13 protein-coding genes are annotated in these 14,393 nt (G+C 70.7%); 6 read left to right on the top strand and 7 right to left on the bottom strand.

Translation table 11 applies throughout. The annotated features are described in order from the left end of the window. Positions 1 to 36: 36 nt before the first annotated feature. Entirely contained in the window at positions 37 to 690 is a 654-nt protein-coding gene (locus N8J89_RS26205; RefSeq protein ID WP_283666249.1) for a DUF4360 domain-containing protein, read from the bottom strand. A gap of 267 nt (positions 691 to 957) precedes the next feature. After that, the gene (locus N8J89_RS26200; protein WP_283659670.1) at positions 958 to 1,143 is read right to left on the bottom strand and encodes a hypothetical protein; all 186 of its coding nucleotides are present in this window, start codon (positions 1,141 to 1,143) and stop codon (positions 958 to 960) included. Between the two features lie 75 nt (positions 1,144 to 1,218). Here N8J89_RS26200 and N8J89_RS26195 point away from each other — a divergent pair, with 75 nt between their 5' ends. The 3 genes from N8J89_RS26195 (at position 1,219) to N8J89_RS26185 (ending at position 4,105) form a co-directional block, all read left to right on the top strand. After that, the gene (locus tag N8J89_RS26195) at positions 1,219 to 1,635 is read left to right on the top strand and encodes an acyl-CoA thioesterase (protein ID WP_283659669.1); all 417 of its coding nucleotides are present in this window, start codon (positions 1,219 to 1,221) and stop codon (positions 1,633 to 1,635) included. Positions 1,636 to 1,742: 107 nt separating this feature from the next. Then, positions 1,743 to 2,876 carry a zinc-dependent alcohol dehydrogenase family protein gene (locus tag N8J89_RS26190; RefSeq protein ID WP_283659668.1) on the top strand — a complete coding sequence of 378 codons (1,134 nt, stop codon included), beginning with the start codon at positions 1,743 to 1,745 and terminating at the stop codon, positions 2,874 to 2,876. Further along, positions 2,876 to 4,105, top strand: a complete 1,230-nt coding sequence (locus N8J89_RS26185; RefSeq protein WP_283659667.1) for a cytochrome P450 — start codon at positions 2,876 to 2,878, stop codon at positions 4,103 to 4,105. Before N8J89_RS26190 ends, N8J89_RS26185 begins: the two co-directional genes overlap by 1 nt. Here the strand turns inward: N8J89_RS26185 and N8J89_RS26180 are convergent. The 3 genes from N8J89_RS26180 to N8J89_RS26170 all read right to left on the bottom strand — a co-directional run bounded on the left by N8J89_RS26180 (position 4,094) and on the right by N8J89_RS26170 (position 6,459). Next, positions 4,094 to 4,681: a hypothetical protein gene (locus tag N8J89_RS26180; protein WP_283659666.1), complete on the bottom strand. Its 588-nt coding sequence runs from the start codon at positions 4,679 to 4,681 to the stop codon at positions 4,094 to 4,096. The two genes, N8J89_RS26185 and N8J89_RS26180, sit on opposite strands and share 12 nt — an antisense overlap. A 69-nt stretch (positions 4,682 to 4,750) precedes the next feature. Continuing rightward, positions 4,751 to 5,662 carry a phytoene/squalene synthase family protein gene (locus N8J89_RS26175; protein WP_283659665.1) on the bottom strand — a complete coding sequence of 304 codons (912 nt, stop codon included), beginning with the start codon at positions 5,660 to 5,662 and terminating at the stop codon, positions 4,751 to 4,753. Between the two features lie 110 nt (positions 5,663 to 5,772). Then, on the bottom strand, positions 5,773 to 6,459 hold the full coding sequence (locus N8J89_RS26170; protein ID WP_283659664.1) for a hypothetical protein: 687 nt from the start codon (positions 6,457 to 6,459) through the stop codon (positions 5,773 to 5,775). A gap of 86 nt (positions 6,460 to 6,545) precedes the next feature. Between N8J89_RS26170 and N8J89_RS26165 the strand changes: the two genes are divergently transcribed. Beyond that, a complete protein-coding gene (locus tag N8J89_RS26165) occupies positions 6,546 to 7,373 on the top strand; it encodes a siderophore-interacting protein (RefSeq protein ID WP_283659663.1) in 828 nt (275 codons plus the stop codon). A gap of 67 nt (positions 7,374 to 7,440) precedes the next feature. Next, complete coding sequence (locus tag N8J89_RS26160; RefSeq protein WP_283659662.1) at positions 7,441 to 9,855, top strand: Tex family protein; 2,415 nt, start codon at positions 7,441 to 7,443, stop codon at positions 9,853 to 9,855. Positions 9,856 to 9,978: 123 nt separating this feature from the next. Here the strand turns inward: N8J89_RS26160 and N8J89_RS26155 are convergent, their stop codons facing one another. Continuing rightward, a complete protein-coding gene (locus N8J89_RS26155) occupies positions 9,979 to 10,611 on the bottom strand; it encodes a GOLPH3/VPS74 family protein (protein ID WP_283659661.1) in 633 nt (210 codons plus the stop codon). Further along, on the bottom strand, positions 10,608 to 11,075 hold the full coding sequence (locus N8J89_RS26150) for a MarR family winged helix-turn-helix transcriptional regulator (RefSeq protein ID WP_283659660.1): 468 nt from the start codon (positions 11,073 to 11,075) through the stop codon (positions 10,608 to 10,610). Before N8J89_RS26150 ends, N8J89_RS26155 begins: the two co-directional genes overlap by 4 nt. Positions 11,076 to 11,206: 131 nt before the next feature. Here N8J89_RS26150 and N8J89_RS26145 point away from each other — a divergent pair, with 131 nt between their 5' ends. Further along, entirely contained in the window at positions 11,207 to 14,374 is a 3,168-nt protein-coding gene (locus tag N8J89_RS26145; protein ID WP_283659659.1) for an efflux RND transporter permease subunit, read from the top strand. The last annotated feature ends 19 nt before the right edge of the window (positions 14,375 to 14,393 follow it).

The raw sequence follows: 14,393 nt of genomic DNA, 5'->3' as shown, positions 1-14,393 counted from the left end.
GTGCGCTGTGCAGGGTGCAGCGCGGTCAGCTCCTGGTCACCAAGGCCACGTCCACTTCGGGCACTTCTGCCAGGCGAAGTGATATGTGGTGTTGATGGCCCCATCGGTGGAGTCCATCGCCATGAAGCTGGTCGTGGTCGCGGGATTGGAGGTGCCCTTGTCCACGCGCAGCTCGGTATTGATGTTGAAGTTGCGCTTTTCGCCACAGGGGGCGTAGACCAGGGAGGCCACATCGACCTTGTCGGTGGCCTGCCAGTTGTCGTCGAACGGCCCGCTGTAGTTGTGGTTGATAAAGGCCGTCGGCGACATTCCCTGGAAGTAGTAGTTGGCACGCTCGATGCCCTTGGCGCCCGCAGCGAGGTTGGCGTACCCGCGGTAGTCCGCCTGCGCGATCGCGTAGGTGAACCCGGACGGCACGTTGACCCGCATGTTGAGCTGACAGTTCTTCCGCATGTCGGTCGGCTTGGCGCCGACGCCGACCTGCGCCAGGTACTCGCTGTAGGTGACGGTGAACGCAGTGTTGTCCTGGGAGACGGCCACCGCGGCCGTGCCGAGCGGGCAGCCCGAGCCGTTCACCGTGAGCAGATCGATGGTGATTTTCGCGGTGGGCGGAGGCACGGACTCGTCGGCAAATGCCGCAGGGGTAAACGACGTTAATAACGCAAATGTCGCGCCGACAGTAGCCATCATACGGAACATAGGGGTCCTTCCCAATGCTACGCTATATGTGGGAGAGCATCTGGGATAGGCTAGCGTATATGTTTATGGGTATCGGCCGCTAAATGGCTGAACTCCATAGGTGGGATGTTCACCGGTTTTCGGTATAAATTTGGTAAACACTATGCATGTACACGGAAACGCATTTTCTGCACGCAGCGGAGGATCAATGGATTACATCGGTGGCGGAGCCGTAACCGTAGCTCCGCCCACCCGACTTCGGCAAGGTTCTTTACTTGATCAGCTGGCGGTCTTGCGCTTGTTCAGCCCGGCGAGCACGCAGGCCACCCCGATCACGCCGATCGCGTAGCGCGACCACATCGGCAGGTCGATCAGGTGCGTGAGCCCGAGATTGCCACCCCAGAGCACCGGCGCCAGCGCGCCGCCAAAGCCCTGGAAGATCAGCAGGGCGCCCAGCACGATCATGACTTCCCCCAAGAGACGTTGTTCCAATGCGGTCGCATGGTAACGATCGCCGGGAGCACAGGGCAAACTGACCCCATGCGGGACGGATACGTGCAGTGGCTGACCATCCCCACCAGGTGGGGCGACAACGACGTCTACGGCCACGTGAACAACGTCGTGTACTACGCCTTCATGGACACCGCGATCAACACCTACCTGATCGCCGAGGGCGGCCTGGACATCCACGGTGGCTCCACCATCGGCCTGTGCGTGCAGTCCAGCTGCGAGTTCCGCGCGCCACTGGCCTTCCCGGACCCGGTGGAGGCCGGTCTGCGGGCGGCCCACCTCGGCCGCTCCAGCGTCCGCTACGAGATCGCCCTGTTCTCCCCAGGCGCGGACACCCCGGCCGCCGAGGGCACCTTCACCCACGTCTTCGTCGACCGCGCGACCCGCCGCCCCACCGAGATCGCCTCCCCGCTCCGCCCAGCCCTGGAGAAGCTCCTCCGCCCCTAGCTCGTTGCACTCAGAGATCGTGTTGGCCGATCTGGGACGGTGTGTTGGCCGTTGCGGACGGTGTGTTGGCTGTTGTGGACGGTGTGTTGGCCGAAGTGGGAGGTCGCATGAGCGTGGATCGGGTGCGGGCAGCGGTGCTGCGCGAGATCGGGGCCGAAGCGCCCTACCAGCGGTCCCGGCCCCTGGACGTGGTCGAGCTCGCCCTGGACGGCCCCGGCCCCGGTGAGCTGCTGATCCGGGTCCGCGCCGCCGGGCTCTGCCACTCCGACCTCTCCGTGATCAACGGCTCCCGCCCCCGCCCGGTCCCGATGGTCCTCGGCCACGAGGCCGCCGGCGAGGTCGTCGAACTCGGCCCCGGCACCAGCGGCTTCGCCCCCGGCGACCACGTCGTGCTCTCCTTCGTGCCCGCCTGCGGCCACTGCTCACGCTGCCACGGCGGCCGGCCGGCCCTGTGCGAGCCGGGCGCGGCCGCCAACCGGGCGGGCCACCTGCTCAGCGGAGCCAGGCGGTGGCGGGACGCGGCGGGGGAGCAGCCGTTCCACCACCTCGGGGTGTCCGCCTTCGCCGAGCACACGGTGGTCTCGGCCCGCTCGGCGGTGCCGGTGCCCAGGGAGCTGCCGTTCGAGATCGCGGCGCTGTTCGGCTGCGCGGTGCTGACCGGTGCGGGCGCGGCGCTGAACTCCGCCCGGATCGAGCCGGGGGAGCGGGTGGCGGTGTTCGGGCTCGGCGGGGTCGGGCTGGCCGCGGTGCTCGGCGCGCTGGTCGCCGGGGCCGGGCAGCTGGTCGCGGTGGACCTGGTGGAGGACAAGCGGAAGCTGGCCACCGAGCTCGGCGCCACCGACTCGGTCGCGGGCGGCCCGGACGCGGTGGCCGCGGTGCGCGAGCTGACCAGGGGCGGCGCGGACAAGGTCATCGACACCACCGGCAGCGTGCGGGTGCTGGAACAGGCCTACGCGGCCACCCGCCCCGGTGGCACCACGGTCACCGTCGGCCTGCCGCACCCCGACCACAAGCTCACCCTGCCCGCGCTCAGCCTGGTCGCCGAGGAACGCACCCTGCGCGGCAGCTACCTCGGTTCCAGCGTGCCCGGCCGGGACATCCCGCGCTTCGTCGAGCTGCACGCCGCGGGCCGCCTGCCCGTGCACCGCCTGCTCAGCCACCGCCTCACCCTGGACGAGGTCAACACCGGCTTCGACCGGCTGGCCAGTGGCGAGGCGGTGCGACAGGTGGTGACCTTCTGATGTCCCGCCACGTGCTAGCCATGCTGCGCGACCCCTACCGCGAGCTGACGCGCCTGCACCGGGAGCGGGGTCCGGTGGTCCAGACCGGGTTCCCGCCGCTGCGCTTCACCTACCTGCTGGGGCCCGAGGCGAACCAGTTCGTCTTCGCCAACTCCGGGCTGTTCCGCTGGCGCGAGGCATTCCAGACCCTGGTGCCGGTCGGCGGGGAGACCGCGCTGATCGTCAGCGACGGCGAGCCGCACCGGCGCAGGCGGCGGCTGGTCCAGCCCGCCTTCCACCACCGCCACATCCAGGCGCACGCCGAGCTGATGCGGGCCAACGCCGACGCCGAGCTGGACACCTGGCGGCCCGGCCAGGTGGTCGACGTCTACCAGGCCTTCCGCGCGGTGGTCCGCCGCAGCACCATCCAGGCCCTGTTCGGCCCGCGCCTGGCCGCCGACGAACCGGAGCTGGGCAGGCTGCTGCAGATCGGCCTGGACCTGGTGGAGCGCCCGCCGCTGATGCAGCAGCTGGCCCCGCTGGCCCGCCGCCGCGCGGCCAGGGCGCGGGCCGAAGTGGCCGACCGGGTGCGCGCGGAGATCGCCCGCCGGGACCGGGACCCCGAGGCGGGCGACGTGCTGGCCCTGCTGGTCGCGGCCAGGGACGAGGACGGCGCGGGCCTGTCCGAGACCGAGGTGGTGGACCAGGTGATCAGCCTGATCGCCGCCGGGTACGACACCACCAGCGCGGCCATGTCCTGGGTGATCTACGAGCTGGTCCGGGACCCGGTGGCGCTGGCGCGGGCGAAGGAGTCAGCCGACTACCGGGAATGGGCGGTCAACGAGGCCCTGCGGCTGTACCCGCCCGCGGTGATCAGCGCCCGCAAACCGGTGCGCGAGTTCGACTACGCCGGGCACCGGATCCGCGCCGACGGCCTGGTCATCATCAGCCCCTACGTCACCCACCGGCTGCCCGAGCTGTTCGCCGACCCGCTGCGCTTCGACCCGGAGCGGTGGGACCCGGCGCGCCCCGGCTACCGCAAGCCGGGGCCGCACGAGTTCCTGCCCTTCAGCGGCGGCGCGCACCGGTGCATCGGCGCCAGCTTCGCCACCATGGAGCTGACCGTGCTGCTGGACCGGCTGCTCCAGCGCGCCGAGCTGGACCCACCTGCCGAGCCGGTCCGGCCGGTCACGCTGACCGCGATGCGCCCCCAGGGCGGCCTGCGGCTGCGGGTGCGCTCACTGGCCTGAGCCGTGCCCCGGCTCGTGGTTGAAGCCGATGGTCAGCGCGAACACCGCCGAGGTGACGCCCCTGGTGCTCAGGCAGGCCGTCGCCAGGTGCGATTGGAGCTCGGCGCGGTTGGTCAGGTCGCCGCTGACGGTGTAGCCGTCCAGCGTGCCACCGTCGAGCTCGGCCTCCGTGGTCACCTCCGGGCCGTCGATCTCGAGCTCGACCTCCACCCTGCTCGGCGCGGTCCGGCCGCCGTCGGCGCGCACCCAGGCCAGGTGGGCGGTGATCTCCGCCTTCAGCTTGCCGCAGGTGCCCTCGCCCTCGCCTGCCCTCGGCACGGTGATCACCGCGCCGGTGATCCGCTCCCCGGCCTCGACCCCCGGGCGGTTGTCCGTGCAGCTCGCGGTGGTGTCCTCGACGGTGATCCTGAAGTCGGCTTCCTGGGCCAGGGTGACGCCGGCGGACGTGCTGGCCACGGCCGCCGCGGCACAGGTGACGTCGGCGTCGGCCGGCTGCGCCAGAGCCGGTGTGCCCAGCAGCAGCAGCGAGCCGGTGAGAAGTGGTATGGACAGACGGGAAAAGGAAGCATGAGACATGCCTTCGACCCTTGGGGGACCGCCCGGGACCGGCAACCCGGCGCCCGAGCGGTTCAGCACAACGTGTGATCAGGCCGCCTGGGACCGCGGCGCGGGCAGGTACTCCCGCAGCACCAGCGCGGCCTTGCGCCGGGTGCTCACCTTCGCCCTGGTGTCGAGCACCTCGTAGTCGCGGCGCTCGATCTCGTCCAGGATCCCGGAGTACAGCGCGGTGGCCAGCCGGGAGGCCTGGCGGCTGCTGGGGTGCAGGTGGTCCACCCCGGCCGCGCCCAGCGCCCAGAACTCCCGGGTGCGGGCGATCTCGAACCGGACCAGCTCGCGCAGCGCCGGGCTGGTGGTGCGCGCGCCCAGGTCCGCGCGCGGCACACCGAAGCGCGCCAGGTCCGCCAGCGGCAGGTAGCAGCGGCCCAGCCTGCGGTAGTCCTTGCTGATGTCGCGCAGGAAGTTGGTCAGCTGCATGGCCTTGCTGGTCGCGATGGTGTGCGCGGTGGCGGCCGGGTCCAGCGGCTCCAGGATGGGCAGGATCATCCGCGCCATGGACCCGTCCACCGCCTCCAGGTAGCGGTCCAGGTCGGCGAAGTCCTGGTACTCGGAGATGGTCAGGTCCATCCGCATGCCGTTGAGGAAGTTCTCCACATCAGCCAGCGCGATACCCCAGGTGTGCATGGTGTGGCCGAGGGCTCGGCCGATCGGGTCGCCGCCCACCCCGGAGCGCAGGTCGCTCAGCAGCCGGGAGCTCCAGGTCTCGAACTCCTCGGCCCGGTGCCGCGGATCGCCGCTGTCCACGATCTGGTCGGCGTAGCGGGCCAGGCCGTAGATGGCGCACATGTGCGGTCGCTTGAGCGGCGGGAAGAGCAGGTTGGCCGCCCAGAACGACCGGCCCTCCATGGTGATCAGCAACCGACGGCAGAACTCGTAGGACTCGCGTAGAACCTTGTTCTCGACCCCGGCCGCGTCCAGCGCCCGACTGTCCAGGTACACCGTTCGTCACCACCTTGCGTGAGGAGGGAAACGAAGATCAGCTACCCCCGACAGTAGGACGCCCGCGCACTCCGGGCAGGGGCACGCGGGCGATGTTCACTGGATTGTGCTCAGCCGTGGGGCCTGGGGTAGCGGCCGTGCCACCGCTTGGGCTGGATCTCCTGCACCGCTTGCTCGATCCGCTTCGGCAGCCGGGTGAACGGCGGGAACGGGAACCGGTACCGGGTGGGCGGCAGGCCGGGCATCGGCGGCTCCTCCTCCACCCGCCACTCATCCAGCGCCGGGTAGCGGGCCGGGAAGGCCGGGTCGGCGGGGAAGACCTCGAGGGCCTGGCGCTGCTCGGGGTGCACCAGGCTGGCGTGGTTGAACCAGGGCGCGGTGCCCACGCCGATCGCGCCGATCTCCGACCACGGGATGCGGTGCACCGCGCCGTCGCTGCGCCAGGACAGCGCGTCCCCGGTGGCGATCACGCCCCGGCCGCGCAGGGTGCCGCGGATGCTGAACACGCTCCAGATGAACAGCGCGGCGAAGAGCAGCTGCCAGACCCAGGTGAAGGTCCTGGCGTCACCGTTGGCGATCACCGCCGCGCAGGCCACCGTGGCCAGCCCGAACACCGCGCCGGCCAGCAGCAGCCAGCGGGCGCTGGCCGCGCCGAAGTCCAGGTCGTAGGCCAGCGGGGTGGCGATCTTGGGGGCCGCCATCTTCCTGGTGGCCGACCGCTTGGTCGGGTCGGTGAGCACGGGATTCACTCGGGTGGGCGGGGCTTCTCGTTCCCACCCGCCACGTCGCCACTGCATGTCAGCGAATTCTACCGATCCGCCAGAGCTGTCCCCAGCCAGGTGATCTTGGTAAGGTTAGGCTAAGCATCCTAGGCGGGGGTTCTGTGAGCACTGAGGCGCTGGACCGGTCGACGATCCGTCCGTACACCATCTTCCACGTCGCGGTGCGGCGCGTGGTCCGGCTCTCGCCCAGCGTCCGCCTGATCACCTTCTGCGGACCGGACCTCGCCGGCTTCGCCAGCGGCGGCAACGACCAGCGCTGCAAGGTCTTCTTCCCGCGCCCCGAGCGCGCCGACTTCCGGCTGCCCGCCCGCGGCGGCGACTGGTACCAGGAGTACCTGGACATCGACCCGGACATCCGCCCGCCGATGCGCTCCTACACCATCCGGCGGCACGATCCCGAGCGCGCCGAGGTCGACATCGAGTTCGTGCTGCACGGCGAGACCGGCCCCGCCTCGGCCTGGGCGCTGCGCGCCGCGCCGGGCGACCGGGCGGCCATCTGCGGGCCGGACGCGCGGCACTTCCCGGTGCTGGGCAACGAGTTCCACCCGCCGGCCGACACAGACTTCCGGCTGCTGGCCGGGGACGAGACCGCGCTGCCCGCGATGATGTCCATTGTGGAGGCTCTCGGGCCCGGTGAGCGCGCGGTGGTCTTCGCCGAGGTGCCCGACCCCGGCGACGCGCGTCCGCTGGACACCCTGGGTGAGGTCGCCATCAGCTGGTTGCCGCGGCAACCAGGCGCCGCGGTGGGGCAGGCGCTGCTGGCCGCGGTGCGCGCCGCCGAGCTGCCCGCCGGGCTGCCGTACGCCTGGATCGCGGGGGAGAGCGAGCTGGTCAAACAGCTGCGCAGGCACCTGGTCCGGGACCGCGGCCTGGACAAGCGGCGGATCTACTTCTCCGGCTACTGGCGGCACGGCGGTGTGCTGGAGTGAGCCCCGCCCGGCACGTCACGGGGGGTAGTTGCGCCGCCCGAATCCGTCGTCAGGCAGGCTGTCACCCGTGACCACCTCGATTCATCAGCGGATCGCCGAGGAAATCGGTGTGCGGGAAGGGCAGGTGCGATCGGCGGTCGAGCTGCTCGACGGCGGATCCACCGTGCCGTTCATCGCCCGGTACCGCAAGGAAGCGACCGGCATGCTCGACGACGCGCAGCTGCGCACGCTCGAGGAGCGGTTGCGCTACCTGCGCGAGCTGGAGGAACGGCGCGCCGCCGTGCTCGACTCGGTGCGCAGCCAGGGCAAGCTGGACGAAGCGCTGGAAGCCCAGATCCTCGCCGCGGACTCCAAGGCCCGGCTGGAGGACATCTACCTCCCCTTCAAACCCAAGCGCCGCACCAAGGCGATGATCGCCCGCGAGGCCGGGCTGGAGCCGCTGGCCGACGGCCTGCTGGACAACCCGGAGACCGACCCGAAGGCCGCCGCCGCGGTGTTCGTCGACGCGGACAAGGGCGTGGCCGACGTGCAGGCCGCGCTGGACGGGGCGCGCGCCATCCTGGTCGAGCGCTTCGGCGAGGACGCCGACCTGATCGGCTCGCTGCGTGAGGACATGTGGTCCCGCGGCAGGCTGGTGGCCAAGGTCCGCGAGGGCAAGGAGACCGACGGCGCCAAGTTCGCCGACTACTTCGACTTCGCCGAGCCGTTCACCAAACTGCCCTCGCACCGCATCCTGGCCATGTTCCGCGGCGAGAAGGAGGAGGTCCTCGACCTCACCCTACAACCGGAGGAGCTGGCCGAGGACGCCCCGGCCGGGCCGAGCCGGTTCGAGATCGCCATCGCGGCCAAGTTCGGTGTGGAGGACAAGGGCAGGGCCGCGGACAAGTGGCTCACCGACACCGTGCGCTGGGCCTGGCGCACCAAGATCCTGGTGCACCTGGGCATTGACCTGCGGATGCGGCTGCGCCAGGCCGCCGAGGACGAGGCCGTCCGGGTGTTCGCGGCCAACCTGCGCGACCTGCTGCTGGCCGCACCGGCCGGCACCCGCGCCACCATGGGCCTGGACCCCGGTTTCCGCACCGGCGTGAAGGTCGCGGTGGTCGACGCCACCGGCAAGGTGGTCGAGCACGCCACCATCTACCCGCACGTGCCGCAGCAGCGCTGGGACGAGTCGCTGGCGGTGCTGGCCAGGCTGGCGGACAAGCACAAGGTCGAGCTGATCGCCATCGGCAACGGCACCGCCTCCCGCGAGACCGACAAGCTGGCCGGCGACCTGATCAAGCAGTTCCCGCAGCTCAAGCTGACCAAGACCACGGTCTCGGAAGCGGGCGCCTCGGTCTACTCCGCCTCGGCCTACGCCTCCGCGGAACTGCCCGAGCTGGACGTCTCCATCCGCGGCGCGGTCTCCATCGCCCGCCGCCTGCAGGACCCGCTGGCCGAGCTGGTCAAGATCGACCCGAAGTCCATCGGCGTCGGCCAGTACCAGCACGACCTGTCCGAGGTGAAGCTGTCCCGCTCGCTGGACGCGGTGGTCGAGGACTGCGTGAACGCCGTCGGCGTGGACGTCAACACCGCCTCCGCCCCGCTGCTGACCAGGGTGTCCGGCATCGGCGAGGGCCTGGCCGAGAACATCGTGCTGCACCGCGACGACAACGGCCCGTTCCGCTCCCGCAGCGAGCTGAAGAAGGTGGCCCGGCTGGGCCCCAAGGCCTTCGAGCAGTGCGCGGGCTTCCTGCGCATCCCCGACGGCGACGACCCGCTGGACTCCTCCAGCGTGCACCCGGAGTCCTACCCGGTGGTGCGCCGCATCGCGGGCGCGGCCAAGCTCGAGCTCAAGGAGCTCATCGGCAACACCAGGGTGCTGACCTCCTTGCAGCCCAAGGACTTCGTCGACGACACGGTCGGCCTGCCCACGGTCACCGACATCCTCAAGGAGCTGGACAAGCCCGGCCGCGACCCCCGCCCCGCCTTCCAGACCGCGGTCTTCAAGGAAGGCGTGGAGAAGATCGCCGACCTGCAACCGGGCATGATCCTGGAAGGCCAGGTCACCAACGTCGCGGCCTTCGGCGCCTTCGTCGACATCGGCGTGCACCAGGACGGCCTCGTGCACGTCTCGGCGATGTCCCGCACCTTCGTCAAGGACCCCCGCGACGTGGTCAAGTCCGGCGACATCGTCCGGGTGAAGGTCCTGGAGGTCGACCCGGCCCGCAAGCGCATCTCGCTGACACTGCGGCTGGAGGACGAGCCGGAGAAGAGCGGCGGCAACCCGCGCGAGTCCCGGGGCGGCGGTCGTCCGCAGGGCGGCGGCAACCGCGGCGGCGGCGGTGGCGGCCAGCGCGGCGGTGGCGGTAGTCAGCGCGGCGGCTCCGGTGGCGGCCAGCGTCGCGACGGCGGCGGCTCGGGCGGTTCCGGCGGCGGAATGGGCGGCGCGATGGCCGACGCCCTGCGCCGAGCAGGCCTGGACAAGAAGCTCGGCCGCTAACCAGCCAACAACGGCCAACACACCGTACGAAAACGGCCAACACGCGCGAGGGGCACCCCTCGCCCGCGTGTTGGCCGTTCCGGACGCCGTGTTGGCCGTTGTGGTACCGGGTGTTGGCCGAACTCAGCCGCCTCCGCCGTGGACGGCGGCGGAGTGGGCGGCTTTCAGGCCGTCGATCACCTTGCGTAGCGCCGGGCCCGCGGGACCGACGGCTGCCAGCAGCTCCTTGATGTGCGTCTTGTGCTGCCGCCGCTCACGCGCGGTGAGCACCAGCCGCAGCTCCCCGGTCGCGGCCAGCGCGGCCAGCGCCGTCTCCTCCGCGGCCCCCGTGCGCTCCTCGATGACCACGCCGCGCACCCGCTCGCGCAGCCGCTCCCGCGCCACCGCGTCGTGCACCGTCACCTCGTCCACGGGGAACAGTCCCAGCACCCGCCGCTGCCGGACCGAGATCGCGCCGGTGCGGGCCAGGTTTGCCTGCACCTGCTTGAGCATCGGGCGGTGGTTGCGGGACACCCAGGCCCGCCACTTGCGTGGCTTGTCCCGGCTGACCTCGGCGAGCACCTCGTCCAGGAGCTGGTCGCCGGTCGGCTTCACCGAGTCGGTGACCGGGCGGCCGTCGGCGTCGGTGAGCCCGCCGCGCAGCACCAGGTCGGTCAGGGCGGCGGCGCGCAGCACCCGGCCGAGCTTGTCGCGTTCGGGCACCCGGCGCCGCTCCGGGTCACAGGCCAGCAGGTACAGCTGTTCGGGCAGGTTCACGGTGAGGTCCCCTTCTCCTCGTGGGCCAGCTCCACCAGGCGGCGGATGACCCGGTCCAGGGCCAGCAGGTCCTCGGCGTCGAGCCGGTCCAGCAAGCCGCGGAAGTGGGTGGAACCCGCATCATCCAGCCGGGCGATCAGCTCGTGTCCCTCTTTCGTGGGTTCGATGCGCCGGATGCGCCGGTCGTTGGGATCCTCACGACGTTGGACGTAGCCGTGTGCCACCAGACGGTCCACCAGCCCGGTCACGGTGGCAGGGCTGACCTTCAGCTCATGGGTCAGTTCCTGGCTGGAACGGGGGCCCTGGATGGACACCACCAGCAACAGCCGCAGCTGCTGCATGGTCAGGTTGATCGAGAACAGCGGGTTGCCGTGGTCGGAGGCCGCCAGCGCGCGCAGCTGCCGCTGGGCGGCCATCAGGGAGTCGATCAGCTGCGACCGCTCCGCAGGCAACTCCTCCGGCAACTCTGCTCCTCGGCCTCGGCATGCAACGTTCGTGTTGCGGGTACCGGACGTTAACAGCCCCACACCACCTACACCCTTCGGGTGAGGCAGACTATTAGCACCAGGCTGAATACCCAACTCAGGAGACGAGCATGACTTCGCTGGCCAGGCTGAGCCTCGCCAACCGGGCGCTGATCGCGCTGATCGCGATAGTCGCGGCGGCATTCGGGGCGTTCGCCATCCCGTCTCTGAAACAGGAGCTGCTGCCCTCGCTGGAGTTCCCGGCGGCGACCGTGGTGGCCAGCTACCCCGGTTCCTCGCCGGAGCTGGTCGAGGACCAGGTGAGCATCCCGGTCGAGAACGCGGTGCGCGGGATCAACGGGGTGGACAAGGTCACCTCCACCTCGCGCGAGGGCTCCTCGACGGTGCAGGTGCAGTTCCAGTACGGCACCGTGGTCAGCGACGCGGTCAACGACATCCAGCAGGCGCTGAACCGGATCGGCAAGCAGCTGCCGCAGGACGTCGAGCCGGAGGTCATCGTCGGCTCCACCGACAGCCTGCCCGCGGTGGTGCTGGCCGCCTCGGCCGACGGCGAGCTGCGCGACCTGGCGCAGAAGCTGGACCGCAGCGTGGTGCCCGAGTTGCAGCGGCTGCCGGGGGTGCGCGAGGCCACGATCACCGGCGCGCCCAAGCAGGTCGTCACCATCACCCCGGACACCGCCAAGCTGCTGGCGGCAGGACTCGCCCCGACCTCGGTAGCGGAAGCCTTGCGCGCCAACGGGATCTCCATCCCGGCCGGGTCCATCACCGACGGCGACAAGTCACTGTCGGTCCAGGTCGGCCAGCAGCTCGGCTCGCTCAAGGACCTGCAGAACCTCTACCTCACGCCGAGCGCGGGCGGCGCCGGTGGCGCGGGCGGCGGTGGCGGGCCCGGTGGCGCGGCCAACCGCGCGCCGAAGCCGGTCAAGCTCGGCGAGGTGGCCGCGGTCAAGGAGAGCCAGGCCCCGGCCAGCTCGCTGACCCGCACCAACGGCAAGGAAAGCCTCGGCATCTCGGTCACCCTGTCCCCGGACGGCAACGCCGTCGACGTCTCGCACGCGGTGCGGGACAAGCTGGGCAGCCTGGCCGAGTCGGTCGGCGGCAACGCCAAGCTGGACGTGGTCTTCGACCAGGCGCCGTTCGTGGAGAAGTCGGTGGAGGGCCTGACCACCGAGGGCGCGCTCGGCCTGGGCTTCGCGGTCATCATCATCCTGATCTTCCTGCTGTCCATCCGCTCCACCCTGGTCACCGCGGTCTCGATCCCGCTGTCCCTGGTGATCGCGCTGATCGTGCTGTGGACCGGCGACCTGTCGCTGAACATGCTCACCCTCGGCGCGCTCACCATCGCGGTCGGCCGGGTGGTGGACGACTCGATCGTGGTGCTGGAGAACATCAAACGACATCTGGGCTACGGCGAGGAAAAACGCGAGGCGGTGCTCGACGGCGTGCGCGAGGTGGCCGGCGCGGTCACCTCCTCCACGCTGACCACGGTCGCGGTGTTCCTGCCGATCGCCTTCACCAGCGGCATGGTCGGCGAGCTGTTCGCCCCGTTCGCGCTCACCGTCACGGTGGCCCTGCTGGCCTCGCTGCTGGTCGCGCTGACCATCATCCCGGTGCTGGCCTACTGGTTCCTCAAGCCCAGCGTGCTGCCCGAGGACGAGGAAGAGGCCCGCGAGGTGCTGCGGGCGCAGGTGGAGAAGGAACGCCGCGGCTTCATGCAGCGGATGTACGTGCCGATCCTGCGCTGGGTCACCAAACGCCGCTGGCTCACCGTGATCGCCGCGGTGCTGGTCTTCGGCGGCACCCTGGCCCTGGTCCCGCAGCTGCAGACCAACTTCCTGGACTCCTCCGGCCAGAACACCATCGCCCTGCAACAGAAACTGCCCATCGGCAGCAGCCTGCAGGCCACCGACGCCGCGGCCAAGAAGGTCGAGGAGGTGCTCAAGGACACCCCCGAGGTCAAGACCTACCAGGTCAACGTCGGCTCGGCGGGCGGCTTCGCGGCCTTCGGCGGCGGCGGTGGCAGCAACTCCGCGAGCTACTCGGTGACGCTCAAGGACGATGTGGACACTCCCGCGGTGGAGAAGAAGCTGCGCGAGCGCACCAACGAGCTCAGCGGCGCCGGTGACATCACCGTCGGCGCGGGCGGTGGCGGCGGTGGCGGCCTCGGCTCGACCAACCTCGAGGTCAACGTGCAGGCCTCCGACCCCGGCGCGCTGCGCACCGCGGCCGACCAGGTCACCGACACCGTGCGGAGCATCAGCGGGGTCACCGACGTGGCCAGCGACCTCGGCGACAGCGCCCCGCGGGTGCAGGTCACCCTGGACCGGGAGGCCGCGGGCAAGGCCGGGCTCAGCGACCAGTCGGTGGGCCAGCTGCTCGGGCAGGCATTCCGGGGCGCCACGGTCGGCCAGATCTCGGTGGACGGCAAGCGGCAGGACGTGCAGCTCAGCGGCGGCGCCGCGCCGGAGAACCTGAACCAGATCAAGGCATACCAGCTGCTCACCGCGGCCGGTCCGGTCCGGCTGGACTCGGTGGCCGAGGTCAAGCAGGTGGACGCCCCGGTGCAGATCAAGCGCATCAACGGTTCCCGCAGCGCCACGGTGAAGGCCACCCCGGTCGGCCAGAACCTGGGCGAGGTGACCACCCAGCTGCGCCAGAAGCTGGACGCGCTCAAGCTGCCCGGCGGCGCAAACTACACCATCGGCGGCGTCAGCGCGGAGCAGCAGAAGGCGTTCTCCGACCTGGGTCTGGCCCTGCTGGTCGCGATCGCCATCGTGTTCGTGATCATGGTGGCCACCTTCCAGAGCCTGGTCCAGCCGCTGATCCTGCTGGTCTCCATCCCGTTCGCGGCCACCGGCGCGATCGGCCTGCTGCTCATCACCGGCAAGGCCCTCGGCGTCCCGGCGCTGATCGGCATGCTGATGCTGGTCGGCATCGTGGTGACCAACGCGATCGTGCTGATCGACCTGATGAACCAGTACCGCAGGGACGGCCTGAGCGTGCGGGAGGCCGTCATCGAGGGCGGGCGGCACCGCCTGCGCCCCATCGTGATGACCGCGGCCGCCACGATCTTCGCGCTGATCCCGATGGCGCTGGGCCTCACCGGCGGCGGCGGGTTCATCTCCCAGCCGCTGGCCATCGTGGTGATCGGCGGGCTGGTGTCCTCCACGGTGCTGACCCTGCTGCTGGTGCCGACGCTCTACACCATGGTGGAGAACGTCAAGCAGCGCAGGCAGGACCGGCGGGCCACGGACGAGAAGTTCGCGCACATGAGCTGAACGCGAACGTGACAGCGGC

It is taken from the genome of Crossiella sp. CA-258035, from assembly GCF_030064675.1.
In the GTDB taxonomy this organism is placed as follows: domain Bacteria; phylum Actinomycetota; class Actinomycetes; order Mycobacteriales; family Pseudonocardiaceae; genus Crossiella.
This window is presented reverse-complemented; position numbering and strand designations above follow the sequence as displayed.